This is a genomic window from Streptomyces pseudovenezuelae (assembly GCF_029892565.1).
In the GTDB taxonomy this organism is placed as follows: domain Bacteria; phylum Actinomycetota; class Actinomycetes; order Streptomycetales; family Streptomycetaceae; genus Streptomyces; species Streptomyces pseudovenezuelae_A.
This window is the reverse complement of sequence record NZ_JARXVH010000005.1, coordinates 762,577-777,083: the sequence shown is the minus strand read 5'-3', so window position 1 is coordinate 777,083 and position 14,507 is coordinate 762,577. Positions and strand designations below refer to the sequence as shown.

13 protein-coding genes are annotated in these 14,507 nt (G+C 68.0%); 3 read left to right on the top strand and 10 right to left on the bottom strand.

Annotated elements, in window-relative coordinates:
* A partial coding sequence (locus tag M2283_RS19910; protein WP_280877620.1) for an ATP-binding protein occupies positions 1-369 on the bottom strand: 369 nt, incomplete at its 3' end.
* A gap of 60 nt (positions 370-429) precedes the next feature.
* Complete coding sequence (gene istA / locus M2283_RS19905; RefSeq protein WP_280877619.1) at positions 430-1,905, bottom strand: IS21 family transposase; 1,476 nt, start codon at positions 1,903-1,905, stop codon at positions 430-432.
* A 438-nt stretch (positions 1,906-2,343) separates the two neighbouring features.
* Between istA and M2283_RS51955 the strand changes: the two genes are divergently transcribed.
* From M2283_RS51955 to gltX, 3 genes are all read left to right on the top strand, one after another.
* Positions 2,344-2,904 (top strand): ATP-binding protein, encoded by a 561-nt coding sequence (locus M2283_RS51955; protein ID WP_432423099.1) that lies wholly within the window; start codon positions 2,344-2,346, stop codon positions 2,902-2,904.
* 162 nt (positions 2,905-3,066) lie between these two features.
* The gene (locus M2283_RS19895; protein ID WP_280877617.1) at positions 3,067-3,849 is read left to right on the top strand and encodes a hypothetical protein; all 783 of its coding nucleotides are present in this window, start codon (positions 3,067-3,069) and stop codon (positions 3,847-3,849) included.
* 141 nt (positions 3,850-3,990) lie between these two features.
* Positions 3,991-5,358, top strand: a complete 1,368-nt coding sequence (gene gltX, locus M2283_RS19890; protein ID WP_280877657.1) for a glutamate--tRNA ligase — start codon at positions 3,991-3,993, stop codon at positions 5,356-5,358.
* A gap of 11 nt (positions 5,359-5,369) precedes the next feature.
* Here the strand turns inward: gltX and M2283_RS19885 are convergent, their stop codons facing one another.
* Genes M2283_RS19885 through M2283_RS19850 form a run of 8 tightly spaced genes read right to left on the bottom strand, consistent with a single transcriptional unit; the run spans position 5,370 to position 13,972 of the window.
* Positions 5,370-6,362: a glycosyltransferase gene (locus M2283_RS19885; RefSeq protein ID WP_280877616.1), complete on the bottom strand. Its 993-nt coding sequence runs from the start codon at positions 6,360-6,362 to the stop codon at positions 5,370-5,372.
* Complete coding sequence (locus M2283_RS19880; RefSeq protein ID WP_280877615.1) at positions 6,359-6,964, bottom strand: HD domain-containing protein; 606 nt, start codon at positions 6,962-6,964, stop codon at positions 6,359-6,361. The genes M2283_RS19885 and M2283_RS19880 overlap by 4 nt, the downstream gene beginning before the upstream one ends.
* The gene (locus M2283_RS19875) at positions 6,961-8,688 is read right to left on the bottom strand and encodes a carbamoyltransferase C-terminal domain-containing protein (RefSeq protein WP_280877614.1); all 1,728 of its coding nucleotides are present in this window, start codon (positions 8,686-8,688) and stop codon (positions 6,961-6,963) included. Before M2283_RS19875 ends, M2283_RS19880 begins: the two co-directional genes overlap by 4 nt.
* Positions 8,689-8,711: 23 nt before the next feature.
* Positions 8,712-9,527 carry a radical SAM protein gene (locus tag M2283_RS19870; RefSeq protein ID WP_280877613.1) on the bottom strand — a complete coding sequence of 272 codons (816 nt, stop codon included), beginning with the start codon at positions 9,525-9,527 and terminating at the stop codon, positions 8,712-8,714.
* A gap of 15 nt (positions 9,528-9,542) precedes the next feature.
* Positions 9,543-10,640 (bottom strand): hypothetical protein, encoded by a 1,098-nt coding sequence (locus M2283_RS19865; RefSeq protein ID WP_280877612.1) that lies wholly within the window; start codon positions 10,638-10,640, stop codon positions 9,543-9,545.
* Positions 10,637-11,758, bottom strand: a complete 1,122-nt coding sequence (locus M2283_RS19860) for a radical SAM protein (protein WP_280877611.1) — start codon at positions 11,756-11,758, stop codon at positions 10,637-10,639. The genes M2283_RS19865 and M2283_RS19860 overlap by 4 nt, the downstream gene beginning before the upstream one ends.
* Positions 11,745-12,737, bottom strand: a complete 993-nt coding sequence (locus M2283_RS19855) for a D-2-hydroxyacid dehydrogenase (protein ID WP_280877610.1) — start codon at positions 12,735-12,737, stop codon at positions 11,745-11,747. Before M2283_RS19855 ends, M2283_RS19860 begins: the two co-directional genes overlap by 14 nt.
* Positions 12,734-13,972 (bottom strand): glycosyltransferase family 4 protein, encoded by a 1,239-nt coding sequence (locus tag M2283_RS19850; protein WP_280877609.1) that lies wholly within the window; start codon positions 13,970-13,972, stop codon positions 12,734-12,736. The genes M2283_RS19855 and M2283_RS19850 overlap by 4 nt, the downstream gene beginning before the upstream one ends.
* Between the last annotated feature and the right edge of the window lie 535 nt (positions 13,973-14,507).

Here is a 14,507-nt window from a genome sequence, read left to right as displayed (position 1 = left end):
CTCGGTGAAATGACTTTTCCCTGTGCCCGACGGGCCGGCGATCACCAGGTTCTCGGAGCGGCCGATCCACTCCAGGGTGATCAGGGAGTTCTGGGTGGGTTCGGGGATGGTGGAATCCTCGGCCCGCCAGGAGCCCAGAGTTTTGCCGGTGGGGAAGTTCGCCGAGTGGCGCCGCAGCCGCCGGGTGGCCGCATCGCGGCCGGTGACCTCCTCGGCTATCAGCAGCCGCAGAACCTCGGCGGGATCCCAGCGTTGCGCGCGGGCGGTGGCCAGCACGTCGGGAGCCGCCTTGCGCATATAGGGCAGACGCATGCGGCGCATGAGCTTGTCGAGTTCCTCGGGCAGGGCGGGCGGGTTGGGGAAACTCATGGCGGTGCCGTTCTCTTTGCTGACGTGCAGTCAGGATGTGCTGGTGGGTGGCGTGTTGGGTCAGCGGCCCAGGGCCTGCCAGCCACTGGTTCCGTTCTGGACGGAGTGGGCTTCGTCCGCGCGGACGACCTCGCCGGCGGGCTTGCTGTCCGCGATGTGTCCCAGGATCGAGAGCAGGTCGCCGTCGGCGAAACGCCCGGCCGTGGCCGCAAGTCCCAGGGCCTGGTCGACCCGGTCGTTGCCCAGGACGGTGGCCAGCTCGACCGCGCGGGCCATCTTGGCGCGGATACGGACCGCGCCGGCGGGTCCGGCTTCCTTGAGCCAGCGCCCGGCGCCGGGGCCGATGCCCACGAACGCGATCTCCGCTTCCGAGCGGGGCCGCAGCCTCGGCTGGTGGATGCTGCGGCCGTCGGGATGGCCGGGGTAGTGCTCGTCGATGATCTGCGGAACACCCGGAGTGGAAAGCTGGTGGCGCCAAATCTCCGACAGATCACCGGAGTTGGTGCGGGCGGTGATGGACAGTTCCTCGCCGACCACCCGGCACCACACCCTCGCACCGGTATAGCCCGGCGGAGTCGAGTAGCGCACCGCGTTGAAACTGATGGTGCGGTCCGAGCCGACCAGCCGTTCCTCACCCAGCGCGAGCGCAAGTGGCTCGACGGGCAGGATGTGCAGGGTGGTGCGTTCGATGTCCAGGCGGTCGGCGGGTATCTGCCCCGTCGCCCGGTGGCGGCGGGAGTTCACCTGCTCGCACCAGGTCCGGCAGGCATCGGCGAGCTCGGCGAAGGTGTCGTAGGCGGGAAGAAGGTTCGCGTCCGTGGGCACCAGGTCGGCCTTCGCGATGCGGACCGTGGCCTCCGCGCCGCCCTTCGATTCGGGGTCGTAGGGCACGCAACTGACCACCTGGCAGCCGTAATGCCGGCCGGCGGCGACCATCTGCGGGTGCCGCACCGGGATCCCGGCGATGTGCTCGACGGTGACCGTTTTCGCGTTGTCCGTCAGTACGTATGTCGGTGCCCCGCCGATCCGACGCAACGTGGTGTCCAGGCAGGCCACCAGCGTGCCCAGGGTGCAGTCCCAGACCGGGATCACCACCCGGAACCGGGACCAGGACAGCCATGCGCAGAACAGCCAGGTCCGACGCCCCGCGATGCGCGGACCCTCGCCCCAGTCGAACTGCAGCCACCGGCCCGGCTCGGGAATCCACGGCCGGTAGGTGCGGCGCTTGCCCGCCTTCCAGGCCGTCTTCGCCGCGTTCACCGCCCGCCTCGTCGAGCGTGCGCTGCCCCGGTAGCCCATCGTCACGAGCTTGTCGTGGACCACGTCGGCGCGGATCGTCGCCTTCGACTGCTCGACCCACTCCTCGACCTTCTCCCCGAACGCGTCGATCATCTTCGGCCGCGGCTGTCGTTCATAAGGATTTCGCCCGCTGGCGCGGGCCTCGACGTACCGCTTGACCGTCTTCGGATCGTGTCCCGCCAAGGTGGCCGCCGACCAGACCGTCCCGGTCAGGTCGTACGCCTCAAGGATTTCCATGATCTCTCTGTCAGACTTCGTCACAGGACCTCTCCGGCCGGTAGCTGTTGCTCGCAAACACCAGCAAACCGGACGGAGGGGTCTCCTTCAGATAAGGAAGCGATCAGGAACACCACAGGTCAGACGGCCATCCACCTGGAATTCCGGTGGCCATCAGCCTGGACTCAACTGGCCGCACACCTGGACTTTGCCACGGCCGCCGTCAGTTTTCCGGCCATGCCAGGGTTGTTGGAGGGGCAGTTCAGTAGCTGAGCGGTCCGCTGATCCCGGCTGGTCGGCAAGAAGGTGGAGACGGCACGCTGCTCCTCAGGTACCACAACTCACCCCAAGTGCAAGACGTCTTGCGTGGAATACCTAGGGACAGACTGTCGTCGCACGGCTCTAGTCGGATGGAAGGCTTCCGTTCAGTGAGGCCGCTACCGATGTGAGGTTGACGTCATGGCACGCAGCAATTCCGAACGTCCGACGAACGGATTCACGGCTACCGCTGCTGCGGACGCGGTCCCGGCCGCGCGCCGTCAAGTCGTAGCGCTGGCCCGGGATTTGGTCCCCTCCCTGCAAAACGAAGCGCTGGAGACCGTCGAGCTGCTGGCGAGTGAGGTTATAGCCAACGCAGTCCTGCATTCAGCTGGCCAGTGCGAGGTCGTTGTGACGCGCACCGCCGAACGGCTTCGTGTGGAGGTCACGGACACTGACCCGACGATGTCGAGTGCCGTTGTAGCCGGGCCGAGCGATGAGAGCGGCCGAGGTCTCCTGCTCGTCGGCGCTTTGGCGCATGCCTGGGGCATGCAGCCGCAACCTGATGGCAAGACGACGTGGTTCGATATTGGGCTGGAGACTTCGTACGAGAGGACTGTCGAGGGCCCGGAGGAAGCTCCGTCCTTCCCTCCTGTATCTGCTGTGCGACGAGATGATCAGCGGGGATGCCTGGCGAGGCCGGTAAAGTCGCTGACGTCGTCGGTTCCGGCGGCTGTCGGGGAGCGGGATCAAGCTGCCTGAGCTGGACGGGGCGTCGACCGCGGACAGCATGCAAACGGATCAGTCCATACCCGTAAAGAACGGTGTGGCCCTCGGAGGTGGTCCTGTCACCGTACATGTGGCGGCCTACTGAAGGTCCGAGCCTGGCCTTGCCCGGGTTCAGTAGGTGGGGAGTGCTTTCACGTGTCGCCGCAAACCCCGGAAGGTCATCCTGATGGCTCAGAACGGGAACACCTCGGCGGCCGGAGGGTGCTCACAGCCGAGCTGGTGCGCGACGCGCGGCGGCAGGTGCAGAACGGGGCGTCGGTAGATGGTCTTGCTCGTGCGTTTGGGGTGACCAGCAGGGCGCTGTCCAAGGCGGTCTATGGCGTCACCTGGCGCCGGGTGGACAACCCGCCGCCAATCGGCCGGCCTCAGCCTGCTGAACCCGACCAGCCGAGCCCTACCGTTCTGGACGATGATCATGTGCGTCGGTTGAGGCGTGAGCATGCTGGTGGCGCGTCGGTTCGCTATCTCGCGACGAGAGACGGCCTTACCTACAACACCGTTCACGATGCGATCCGGGGCGTCACCTGGGCGCACGTCGATGAACAGGCGGCCGAAGAGACCCTAGAGGAAGCGCGCCGTCCAGGCGTACTCCTGACTGCGGCGACAGTGGGGGAGATGAGGCTTGAGCATGCCAACGGTGCCTCCATACGATCGCTCGCTGACAAATTTCATCTGAAGTACGCGACAGTTCGAGCGGCTGTGCAGGGGGCGACTTGGCGCCACCTCGCCGATCCACCTCCTGTACCGGCCTCTGGACGAGGCGGACGGCATGCTCTCACCAATGCACAGGAAGCCGATCTCGTACGGATGCGTGAGGAAAGCGGAGCCACGTATGCCCAGCTCGGCGCGACATTCGAGGTCAGCGAGGCCACAGCCTGGCACGTATGCGAACGCAGCCGTCGCACAGCGACGGACTGAAGGGGCGCGGGCTCGCTGGGTGCGATGAGAAGGATGACGCCAGCTCCTGTGGGTGCGGGCGAGCACCTACTGGGAATCGGTAGGCTTGCGCCCATGTCTACAGCCTCCACGCGCGTGCGCTTCGCCCCGTCCCCGACTGGAATGTTCCACGTTGGCGGGGCCCGGTCGGCTCTCTACAACTGGGCCGTCGCACGACAGTCGGGGGGCAAGTTCGTCCTGCGTATCGAGGACACCGACGCGGCCCGCAACAAGCCGGAGTGGATCGACGGCATCATCAGCGCGCTCGCGTCCATCGGGATCTCCAAGGACGATCCCGCCTTCGAGGGTCCGTACTTCCAGTCGCAGAACGCCGACCGTCACACCGAGGCCGCACAGCAGCTCTACGCGCAGGGCCGCGCGTACTACTGCGACTGCACCCGTGAGCAGCTCCAGGAGCGGACCGGTTCGCAGCACCTCGGCTACGACGGCTTCTGCCGGGACCGGGGGCTGGAGTACGTGGAGGGCCGGGCGCTGCGGTTCCGTACGCCCACCGAGGGCGAGACGGTCGTCGTGGACCTCATCCGGGGTGAGCCGTCCTTCCCGAACTCGGCGATCGAGGACTTCGTCATCGCCCGCGGTGACGGCTCCCCGGTCTTCCTGATCGCCAACGTGGTCGACGACCTCGACGAGGGCATCACCCTGGTTATCCGGGGTGACGAGCACCTGTCGAACACGCCCAAGCAGCAGCTCCTGTGGGAGGCGCTCGGCGCGAAGGCCCCGGTGTGGGCGCACCTGCCGGTGATCGTGAACGAGAAGCGGCAGAAGCTGTCCAAGCGCCGGGACAAGGTCGCTCTTGAGGACTACCTCGCCGAGGGCTTCCTGCCGGAGGCGATGACCAACTACCTGATGCTGCTCGGCTGGGGTCCTGGGGACGACGTCGAGATCCTTCCGTACGAGGAGCTGGAGCAGAAGTTCCGCGTCGAGGACGTGAACACCTCGCCGGCCTTCTTCGACATCAAGAAGCTCACCGCCTTCAACGGCGAGTACATCCGATCCCTGCCGCTGGAGACGTTCGTCGCGGCCTGCGAGCCGTGGCTGCGTGCTCCGTACGCCAACTGGGCGCCAGAGGACTTCGATCAGGCCGCGTGGGAGGCGATCGCCCCCCATGCCCAGACCCGCGTGGCCGTCCTGTCGGACATCACGGCCAACGTCGACTTCCTGTTCCTGAAGGAGCCCGTGGAGGACGAGGCGTCCTGGGACAAGGCGATGAAGGGCGACCCGGTGGCGCTCCTCACCACGGCCCGGGCCAAGCTGGAGACGGCCGACTGGACCAGCCCTGAGTCCCTCAAGGAGGCGGTCCTGGCTGCCGGCGAGGAGCACGGTCTGAAGCTGGGCAAGGCCCAGGCCCCGGTGCGCGTCGCGGTCACGGGCCGCACGGTCGGTCTGCCCCTCTTCGAGTCGCTGGAGGTCCTCGGCAAGGACCGAACGCTCGCCCGGATCGACGCTGCGCTGGCGAAGCTGGCCGGCTGATCACTCCGTGATCATGGTCCCGTCACCTGTGCGAGGAGGCGGGACCAGGCGTCGCCGAAGTACGCGGTGTCGAAGCGGGCCAGCGTCTCGTACACGGCCTTCGACGCGTCGGGTGCCGCATCCGCCCGCTCCCGTATCTGCTGGGTTAGCCGACGCGGATCCGGCTGCGGCTGCTCGGTCAGACGCGCGAGGTCTCCGAGTCCGGCGATCGGCTGGATGAGGCAGGGCATGCCCAGGAGCAGCGCCTCCGCGGCACATCGGCTCCACCCTTCCCGCATGCGCGGAGTGAAGACCCCGACGTCGCAGGCCCGCAGCAGTTCGAGGTACCTGGGACGGGGCAGGTCGAAGTGGAGCCCCGGGGAGCCGATGGTGTTGCTTCCGGTCGTCACGAGACGGAGCCCGGGTTCGCCCTCGACGGCCCTGGCGACCGTCTCGACGCCCTTCCAGTGCACGGCCTTGCCCGCGTACACCGTGATCTCGTTCTGAGGGAGACCGAGGCGGGCCTTGCAATCGGCCGGGTCCATACCGCGGACTCGGTCGATCTCGGCGAGATTGAAGGCGTTGTAGATCACCTGGACGTTGTCCACCCCGCGCTCCCGCAGGAACGCCGCCCAGGACGGAGCGACGCATACGACCGCGCGGCACTGGGACAGAACCGCGAAGAGCCTGCGCCACAGCAGCGGTTCGAGGGGCCAGGAATCGAACTGCAGCGGCTCGTAGTGGTGGAAGACGAAGACGGTCCGGGCCCGCATCTCCGGGGTGAAGAACAGGATGCTGAGGTCGTCCCAGAGGAACGCGCCCGGCCTGTCTCTGAGTTCGCGGATGTGAGGCGCGAGGCGGGCGAGATGGCGCACCTTACGTCCTCGGCGGACGGCGTAGACGCGCTTGTAGTCCGGCACCGTCCGCCACTCGATCGAGCCAGCTGTGACCTCGTGGATCATGCGGAGGTAGACGCGGCCACCGGTGCGACCCTGCGGCGACATGGAGTGGACCACCGGGGTCACGTGCCCGCCTCCGCCTGCTGTCGGTACTCGGCGTGGAGCACCTCGTACGCGGCTCGCAGTGCTGCGCTCACGTCGCGGGACTCCTCGGCGAGCGGCAGGTAGGTGCTGGTCAGACTGTCGAGGAAGCGCGCCCGGCGGTCCGGGTCCGGCGAGTGCCGCAGGTCGCGCAGGTTGTCGATACGGTCGGCGAGACGGGTAAGCAGTTCCTCCGGACCGAGGCACCTGATCTTGTTGTGCCAGATGTCCGAGTCCCACGGCTGCTTCCGGCGCTGCTCCAGCCGATGGTCGGGGGTCATGGAACGCAGGCGCTGGGTGAGGGCTGGGCCCAGCTGGGACGCGATGAGGCGCTCAGCAGTCGGCGCGATCTCCAGCGCGTCGTGCAGCAAGCCGAGGACGAGCAGTTCGGGATCGGTGACGCCGAGTTCGTCCCTCAGGATGGCCACGACGCGCACCGGATGGCTGATGTAGGGCGTGCCCTGGTCTCGGACGTGACCGGCGTAGATCGTCGTGGCGAGGGTCGCGGCGAGCCGGCCTCGCGCTCGTTCCGGCTCCGGCCAGTCCTTGAAGCCGAGTTCGTCCGCCATGGCGGGGGTGCTGGTCATGCGCGGTCCGTTCCGCCGGGGGCCGTCAGGGCCGTGTCGAGCCGCACGTGCGGGGCGAGGACCAACGTGTCGTCGACGACCAGGGCGTCGAGACCGAGTTCGACCGCGGCGGCGACGGCCTGTTCGGCGGTGCGGAGGATGGGCGTTCCCTTGAAGTTCAGGGAGGTGTTCAGCAGGACGGGTACGCCGGTGAGCCGATGGAACTCCTCCAGGAGCGGGCGGACGCCGGAGTGCCCTCGGCTCACGGTCTGGAGACGGGCGGTCCCGTCGTGGTGGACAACCGCGGGCATTCGGTCGGACTTGCAGTGCCGGGCGCGTACGACGCGGTTCATGAACGGATCGCCGTCGCCGAGGAACCACGCGTCGGCTTCCTCGGCGAGTACCAGGGGCGCCAACGGGCGGTAGTCGGCCCGCTGTTTGAGCGCGTTCAGGCGGGTCTTGGTCGCCGCCTCGCCGGGGTGGGCGAGGATCGAGCGGTGGCCGAGGGACCTGGGCCCGAACTCCATGCCGCCGCGCACCCAGCCGACGACGTGGTGGTCCGCGAGGAGCGTGGCCACGGTGGGGATCAGCCGCTCACCTAGGTCGGAGACGGTGCGGTAGCCGCCCGCGAGCGCTCCGTCGGGCAGAGCGCCGGGGAGCGGGCCCCAGTCGGCGTCCTCGGGCGTCGGCAGGAGGGGCTGTCCGAGGACGTAGTTCCAGGCGTAGAGCGCCGCGCCGACCGCGGTGCCAGCGTCGTGCGGCGCCGGGGCGACGAACAGGTTCTCGAAACCGGACTGCTCGGCGAGCGTGCCGTTGAGATGGGAATTCAGAGCGCAGCCGCCGGAGAAGACGAGCGTGCGTGCGGCCGTGAGATGACGCAGGTGACGAGCCACGTGGACGACCGCCTCGGCGAAGACCCGCTGGGCTGCCGCGGCCAGGTCGGCGCGGGCGTCCAGGGGCTTCGAGTCGGCGGACTGCGCGGTCCAGAGTGCGCCTTCGATCCCGAGCGGAGTGTCGGCGTCGTACGAGCCCCATGGCGCCGCGATGTGTACGTGCCCGTGCTCACCGAGACGGACGAGGTCGCGGAGTTCCTTGTAGTAGCGGTCCGGGTCGCCGAAGGCGGCCAGGGCCATCATGCTGCCCTCGACCTCGTTGCCCGGCGGAATCACCCGCAGCGCTAGGTTGCGGTAGAAGTGGCCGAGGGACGGGTGGGTGCGCACGGGCCCGGACGGGCCGGGGGCGATGGCCGGTGTGACCTGGTGGATCCGGTCGATGCTGTCCGGCGTCAGGTCGTAGCCGGTGATCCGTTCGCGTCCCGACGCGATATCCGTGCCGAGCGCGGACCCGCCCGCGTCGATGACCAGGCCGGCGGCGTGTTCCTCGCCGGAGAGCAGATAGCCGGACAGGACGTGCGCGGTGTGGTGCGAGATGAGCTTCAGCGGCTGCCCGAGCACCCCCGGGCGCAGGGCGGCGAGTTCGCCCTGCTCGGTGGACACCCACGATCCGTGCCGAGGGCTGGGACGCATGGACGGGGTCCACACATGGTCGATGTCCTCGATGGTGATACCGGCGGACCGCAGGCACCAGTCGAGGGCGTGGGTGGGGGCGGTGAGGACGCCCTTGCGTGTGGTGCGGTTGTGCTTGACGCCGCTCCACCGCTCCTCCTCGGCCGCGTAGATGCGGCCGTTGACGACGAGGCAGGCGGAGGTGTCGTGGTGGAAGTTCAGACCGAGCGCTGCGGACATGGGGACCTCCGGGAAGGTGGTGGTCAGACGGAAGCCGTGCGGCGGGTGAGAGGGGAGGGGACGACCTGGAGACCCGAGTCCCTGTACTCGTGGCACTTCAGGCAGAAGTCGTAGTGCTCGCGGCGCGGCGCGAAGACCTTGGTGGCGAAGTCGTCGTCCCAGACCGTGAACTCGCTGTCGTTCTTGGCCATGGCGTTGAAGCACCGGTAGCAGTCGCCGTCGACCTCGATCATGAGGTGCTGGTCGACGTTGCGGTCACAGAGTCCGCCGAGATCGTTGGCTGGCTGGCCGACGTCGATGTGGTGGACGTGGTTGGTGACGTGGACGGCGCCGTACTCGTCGCACAGAGCGGCCAGTTGACCGAGACGGTCCGGGGCGATGGCCTCCAGCACGCTGTTAATGACGACGGTCTTTCCGGCCTCCCGGAGTACGGGGACGACGGCGCCGACCTCGTCGTAGTTGTCGTGCTCCTCGTCGCAGCCGATCAGGACCTGGTCGTAGTGCGCGAGGGTCGCCTGGAGGAGACGCTCGTTGCGGACCAGGGTGATCGCGTTGGAGCCGAGCACCATCACCTGGTCCGGGAAACGGTCACGGGCCAGACCGCTGAGCTCGCCGAAGTCGCGGTGGACGGTTGGTTCTCCGCCGTTGATGTGCAGTTGCCGGAACGGGATCTGTCCGAGGCGATCGAGGACCTGCCTGAACGTATCCAGCGGCATGTTCTCGCCTTGGCCGCCTTCGGCGAAGATGCAGAAGTCGCAGTGGCGGTTGCACTTGGTCGTGATCTTGATTTTCGCGGTCTTGAGGGTCCTGGGCGCGCCGGAGAGCACGGAGGACGTCATGGAAAGCCCCTTTGGTCACGCGGAGTTGGCGGAGAGGAAGTCTTCGACGACGGAACGGTGACGACTCCACTGGGCGAGGAGGTCGCGAAGGGTGCCCGCCGTGGTCGGGCCTGGTGGCAGCAGCTCCGTCATGGCCTTCACGAGCGACGCGTCGGCGCCGGAAGTTCGGTCGGCCAGGCGGGTCAAGGTGTTCCGGGCGGAACGGAGTTCCTTCTCCTCGCGAGCGATCAGGTAGCCGGTCTCGGTTTCCGGCGGAGGATCCAGGTAGTAGATCCAGCGTGCGACGCGCACGCGGAGCATGCCGGCGGTCGTGGTCCACGCTGCTGCCTCCGCCTCCGATGCCTCCGGCAGCGGCCTCGGGCGCGGTGTGCGGCGCAGTACGGCGTCCACGGTTACGTGGGCCGAGCGCAGTAGGTCCGCGGGAGAAGGGTCCGGATCCGAGGAGGTGGACAGGCGGAGGAACTCCTTGGCGAGGACTTCGAGCTCGCCGGGGTGCCACTGGTCGAGGGCCGCCGTCTTCCCGGGGCAGCGGGTGCGCGTGGCGAGGGCCGCCGACGCGAACCAGCACGGCGCCACGTAGTGCCAGACGATGCAGCGCCTTCGGTAGCCGTCGAGGTCGTGGTGGACGTTGTCGGTGCTGTCCTTGTCGAGTTGGTAGCGACCTCCGATCCGTGCGTCGAGGATCCCTCGGTAGAACCTCTCGTCCGCGCGGCTCCACGGCATCGTCCGCGCACGGGACTGCCACCGCCCGAGCGTGGCCGCGTTCCCCGTGACCAGGCTCCAGGTGGAGATCTCGGCCGGTGACACCTGGTTCCGTTCGAGCTCGCCGGCGGTGAACGCGAACCCGGGCGGATGTTCGAGCAGCCGGCTGTGGGCCGGGTCCAGGAGCACCGCCCGGTGATGGGCGGCGGCCAGTTGCTCGTTCCACTCCCACCACGAGTCGGGGGCCCGGTCGAGGATCACGCGGATGTCGATGTCCGAGTGCGGTGCGAGGAGATCGACGGCCTGCCACTTGTGCGTGAGCATGCTCGCGGTGACGCCCTGGGTGGCCAACTGCTCGGCGTAGATGGCACCGAGCCGCGTGTACGACGTGGTGGAACGGACCGTGGTCACTCGGACTCACCGCCGGGCCGGCGAAGCGAGCAGCCCCCACCCGTACCGCTGGCCACAGGCAGCAGGGGAAGCACGGGCACGCCTTCCGGCCGCTCCATGCGGTCCCAGCGCAGGTCGTAGTCGACGTAGTGGAAGCCCTGCCAGGCCTCGTTGCTGTCCCGTTCGAGCATGGCGTTGAAGAGGTGGGCGTAGGCGTCGGCCATGGTGCCGTCCGCGAGGTGCTGCTTCAGGGCGATGTCGCGGTTGTGCAGGATGCAGGGCCGGGCGATACCGGTGGGCGTGACCTTGATGCGGTTGGCGTCGGAGCAGGTGGCGCAGGAGGAGTTGGAGATGAACCCGATGGAGCCCGCCCAGCCGGGCGGCCGCAGGTACTGGCCCGGGCTTCGCACTCCCAACTCGGTTCGGGAGATCTCGCCGGCCTTCTCGAACCAGGCGTGGAGGCGTTCGCGGACCTCCGCCTCAGGCACGAACTCCGTGGGGAACAGCGCCTCCGCCGGTCCGATGCGCTGCAGTTCGATCAGCCGTACGGCGATGGGGAGTCGCTTGGCGAGTTCGGCGACACCGAAGGCGTCGTCCAGGTACGACCGCTGGAGCACACAGTTGATCTTGACTTTGAGGCCGAGTTCGAGTGCCCGGTCGATCGTTGCGCGGGAGACTCGCGGGTCGCCGCCGCCCATGATCTCGGTAGACCGTGCGGGATCGAGGCTGTGCAGGCTGATGTTCAGGTACGTGAGCCCGGCATCGTGCAGAGCGTCCACGGTCAGGCCGCGGCGCAGGTTGCCGTGGCTGGTCATGCCGACGGTCGCCTCGTCGCCGAGTCCGTCGGAGAGCGCTCCGATGATGTCGAGGATGTCGGCACGCAGCGTCGGCTCCCCGCCTGAGCAGTGCGCCTTGCGGATGCCCCAGAGCCCAGCCTCGTTCGCGATGCCCGCGTAGTCGGAGACCGTGAGCGTCTTGTCCTTGTGCCCGTAGTCGGGCATGCACCGGGGCTTGCAGAAGACGCAGTCGAGGTTGCAGATGGAGTTGAGCGTGAACGCCAGGTAGGGGTGGTTCCGACCCGACTCGGCGAACCGCCGCAACAGGTCGGTCCTGGACGACTGCTGGTCAGTAAGGGTCATGTGTCCCTCCGTGGGTTGGGGTGACAGCACCGTTGAGGGGCTGGCCGGCGAGGAAACGCCGGAGGTTGTCGACGAAGAAGGCGACTGCCTGGTCCATGTAGGCGTGGCTGAAGACGGCGGTCTTCGGCGTGAGCACGATCCGCGGGTGGTGGCGGAGCGGATCGTCGAGCGCGGGCGGCTTACGCGGCTGTACGTCGAGGGCGGCGCCGGCCAGTGGGCCCTGTTCGAGGGCGGCGAGGAGCGCGTCGTGGTCGACGGTGCTGGCCCGCCCGAGGTTGATGAAGACCGTCCCGGGGCGGCACGCTTTGAAGGTGCTCTCGTCGAAGAAGCCCTGCGTCTCGTCGGTCGCGGGAAGCAGGTTGACGACGGCGCGCGAGCGTGGAAGTGCTTCACGAACACGGTGCGTCGGCACCCATTCGATCCCACCGGGTTCAGGGCGAGGGGGGCTACGCCGTACGCCTATGACGTGCATTCCGACGGCCTGCGCCACCTCGGCGAGGCGGAGGCCGACGGAGCCGCAGCCGACGATCGTGAGCGTCTCGCCGTACAGGTCGAAGAAGCTGCTGGCGAGGTCGTCCTTCCACCAGACGGACCGGGTCTGAAGCCGTGTACTCGTGAACAGGCCCCGAGAGAAGCCGAGAAGCAGGCCGATCGCGTGCTCGGCCATCGGCCTCCCGTGATAGCCGTACCCGCGGGAGAGCGTGACGCCCGCGGCATTGAGCGCGGTTACCGGCCAGTGATCGATGCCTGCGGACGGAGTGGCCGTCCAGCGGAGCCGTGGGGAGGCGCTGAGCCACTCAGCGTCGAAGGACCAGCCGAAATAGACGTCAGCGGTGCGGATCTCGGCAGGTACGTCGTGCTCCTGGACGAGCAGGAACCGGACGTCCGGAAAGGCGGACTGTAACTGTCCGGCATGCCGATCGGATAACTGCCAGAAGGGATAAGGAGAGTTGAGGGCGACCAATGCGGCGGTGGTCACGCTCCACTCCTCATGGAAGTGCTGAGCGTCATCGCCCAAGGGACGTACTGGCGCAGGTAGGAGCCGATCGTGGCCTCGTAGTCGTGCCGGGCCATGAGCAGTGCCCTTCCGCGCCCTCGCATTTGCTCGCGCTCTCGGGCGCTGATGTGAAGCGCCCGCCTGATCGCGTGGGCGAGGTCCATGGGGTCACGGGCTTCCGCCGTGAACCCGGTCAACCCGTCGACGACGGTCTCCGTGAGCCCGCCCGCCCGAGTCGCGATCACCGGAGCGGCCCCCGAGGCGAAAGCTTCGAGGGGGATCCTCCCGAAGGGTTCGGCTCGGGAAGGCACCACCACTCCCCGGAGGGCCGGGCTCCGCAGCCACGAGCGGTACTGAGAGGAGAACCGAGGCAGAAACGTCGCGTCGATCGCGTAGTCGCGGACCATCGCCTGGAGCCGCCGCTGGTAGCCGGTCAAGGTCTCCGTGTGCGTTGTGGGCGCGAGCAGGAGGTGTGGCACGTGCTCGTCCCACGTACCGAGGATGCGGACGGCTTCCAGCAGGTCCTCGAAGCCCTTGCTCTCCACCGCCCGGCCCATGGCCAGCAGGAACCCCGCTTCGGCCTTCGGCGGCAGCGGAGCCGGGGTCACGTCCTCGTGGTCGCTCAGGAGCAGGCCGTTGGGGAGGTCGACCACCGCGTGCCGCGGGACGCCGTAGACCTGCTCAAGATGGCCGCGCATGTGGTGCGAGATGGCGGCGACGCGCGCACCGCCACGCACAGCGGCTACCAGCCCCTTGTGCTCCCAGCGGATGCGTCGCCGGTCCTCCGGTGAGGCGAGTTCGCTCGTCGACCGGGGCAGGAGAAGAAGGCTGAACGGATCGTCGGCGCGTTGATGGAGTCCGAGCCCGAGGAAAGGGATGTCCAGGCCGATCAGCTGGGCCATCGGCGTATCGGCAAGGCGCGCCCGGGCGGTTTCCGCGATCCGCTCGCACAGTGCTTCGCAGCCCGCGAGGGCGGTAGTCGCAGCTCGGCCACCCGGAACCGGAATGACCTCGGCCCCGGACAGTCGCAGCATTTCCTCTGTCTCGGCCACCCACGTGGGGTCGTAACTGGGGTCGGAGCGTGAGATGTGAAGGGGCATGACCAGGAGGCGGCCTCGGGGCAGTGTCCGCGCGAGTACCTCAAGGAAGGCCCTGTTGCTGAAGCCGGTGCCCGATGTGCACCCGTAGTAGCCGTCATGCAGCGTGACAGCGACCATCGGCGAGATCGCGCTTGTGGCCGGCTCGACGGTTCCCTCCGCACCTCTCTGACGCTGGAGGGGGACCGCTGTGCCGGTCGGAACGGAGGTCACGCCCTCTGAACTGCGTGTACGGGCTGCCATGGGAAGACTCCTCCAGTGCGGGATAGGCGGGGGAGAGCGGTGGCTCGGGCAGAGAGCCGCCTGGGTCGGGTATTGGGTGGTGCGGTCCGTCGGGATTCGTGCAACGGAGCGTGAAGAGACGATTCCACTACGCGAGTGCGACGAGCGGACAAAGTGTCCGCAGGAATTCGCCGCTAACCCCTTGACAGCAACAGGCTTCATTTGCGGGGGAGTTGGGAGATCTCCCGAGTGTCGGTGGCGGATGATTCGCTCGTCGCCGACAGGGAACCGTCAGCAAACCTGCTGTGCTGATCTCCACACCCTTCGAGTGACCTTGTTCGGTCCCTTCGCGTGATCTTCTCCGGCGTGTCGAGTTGGCCTGGGGAGTTCCGTGGGAGGCCTGCGTGAGCCATGAGTTCGCGTGGGAGGAGGG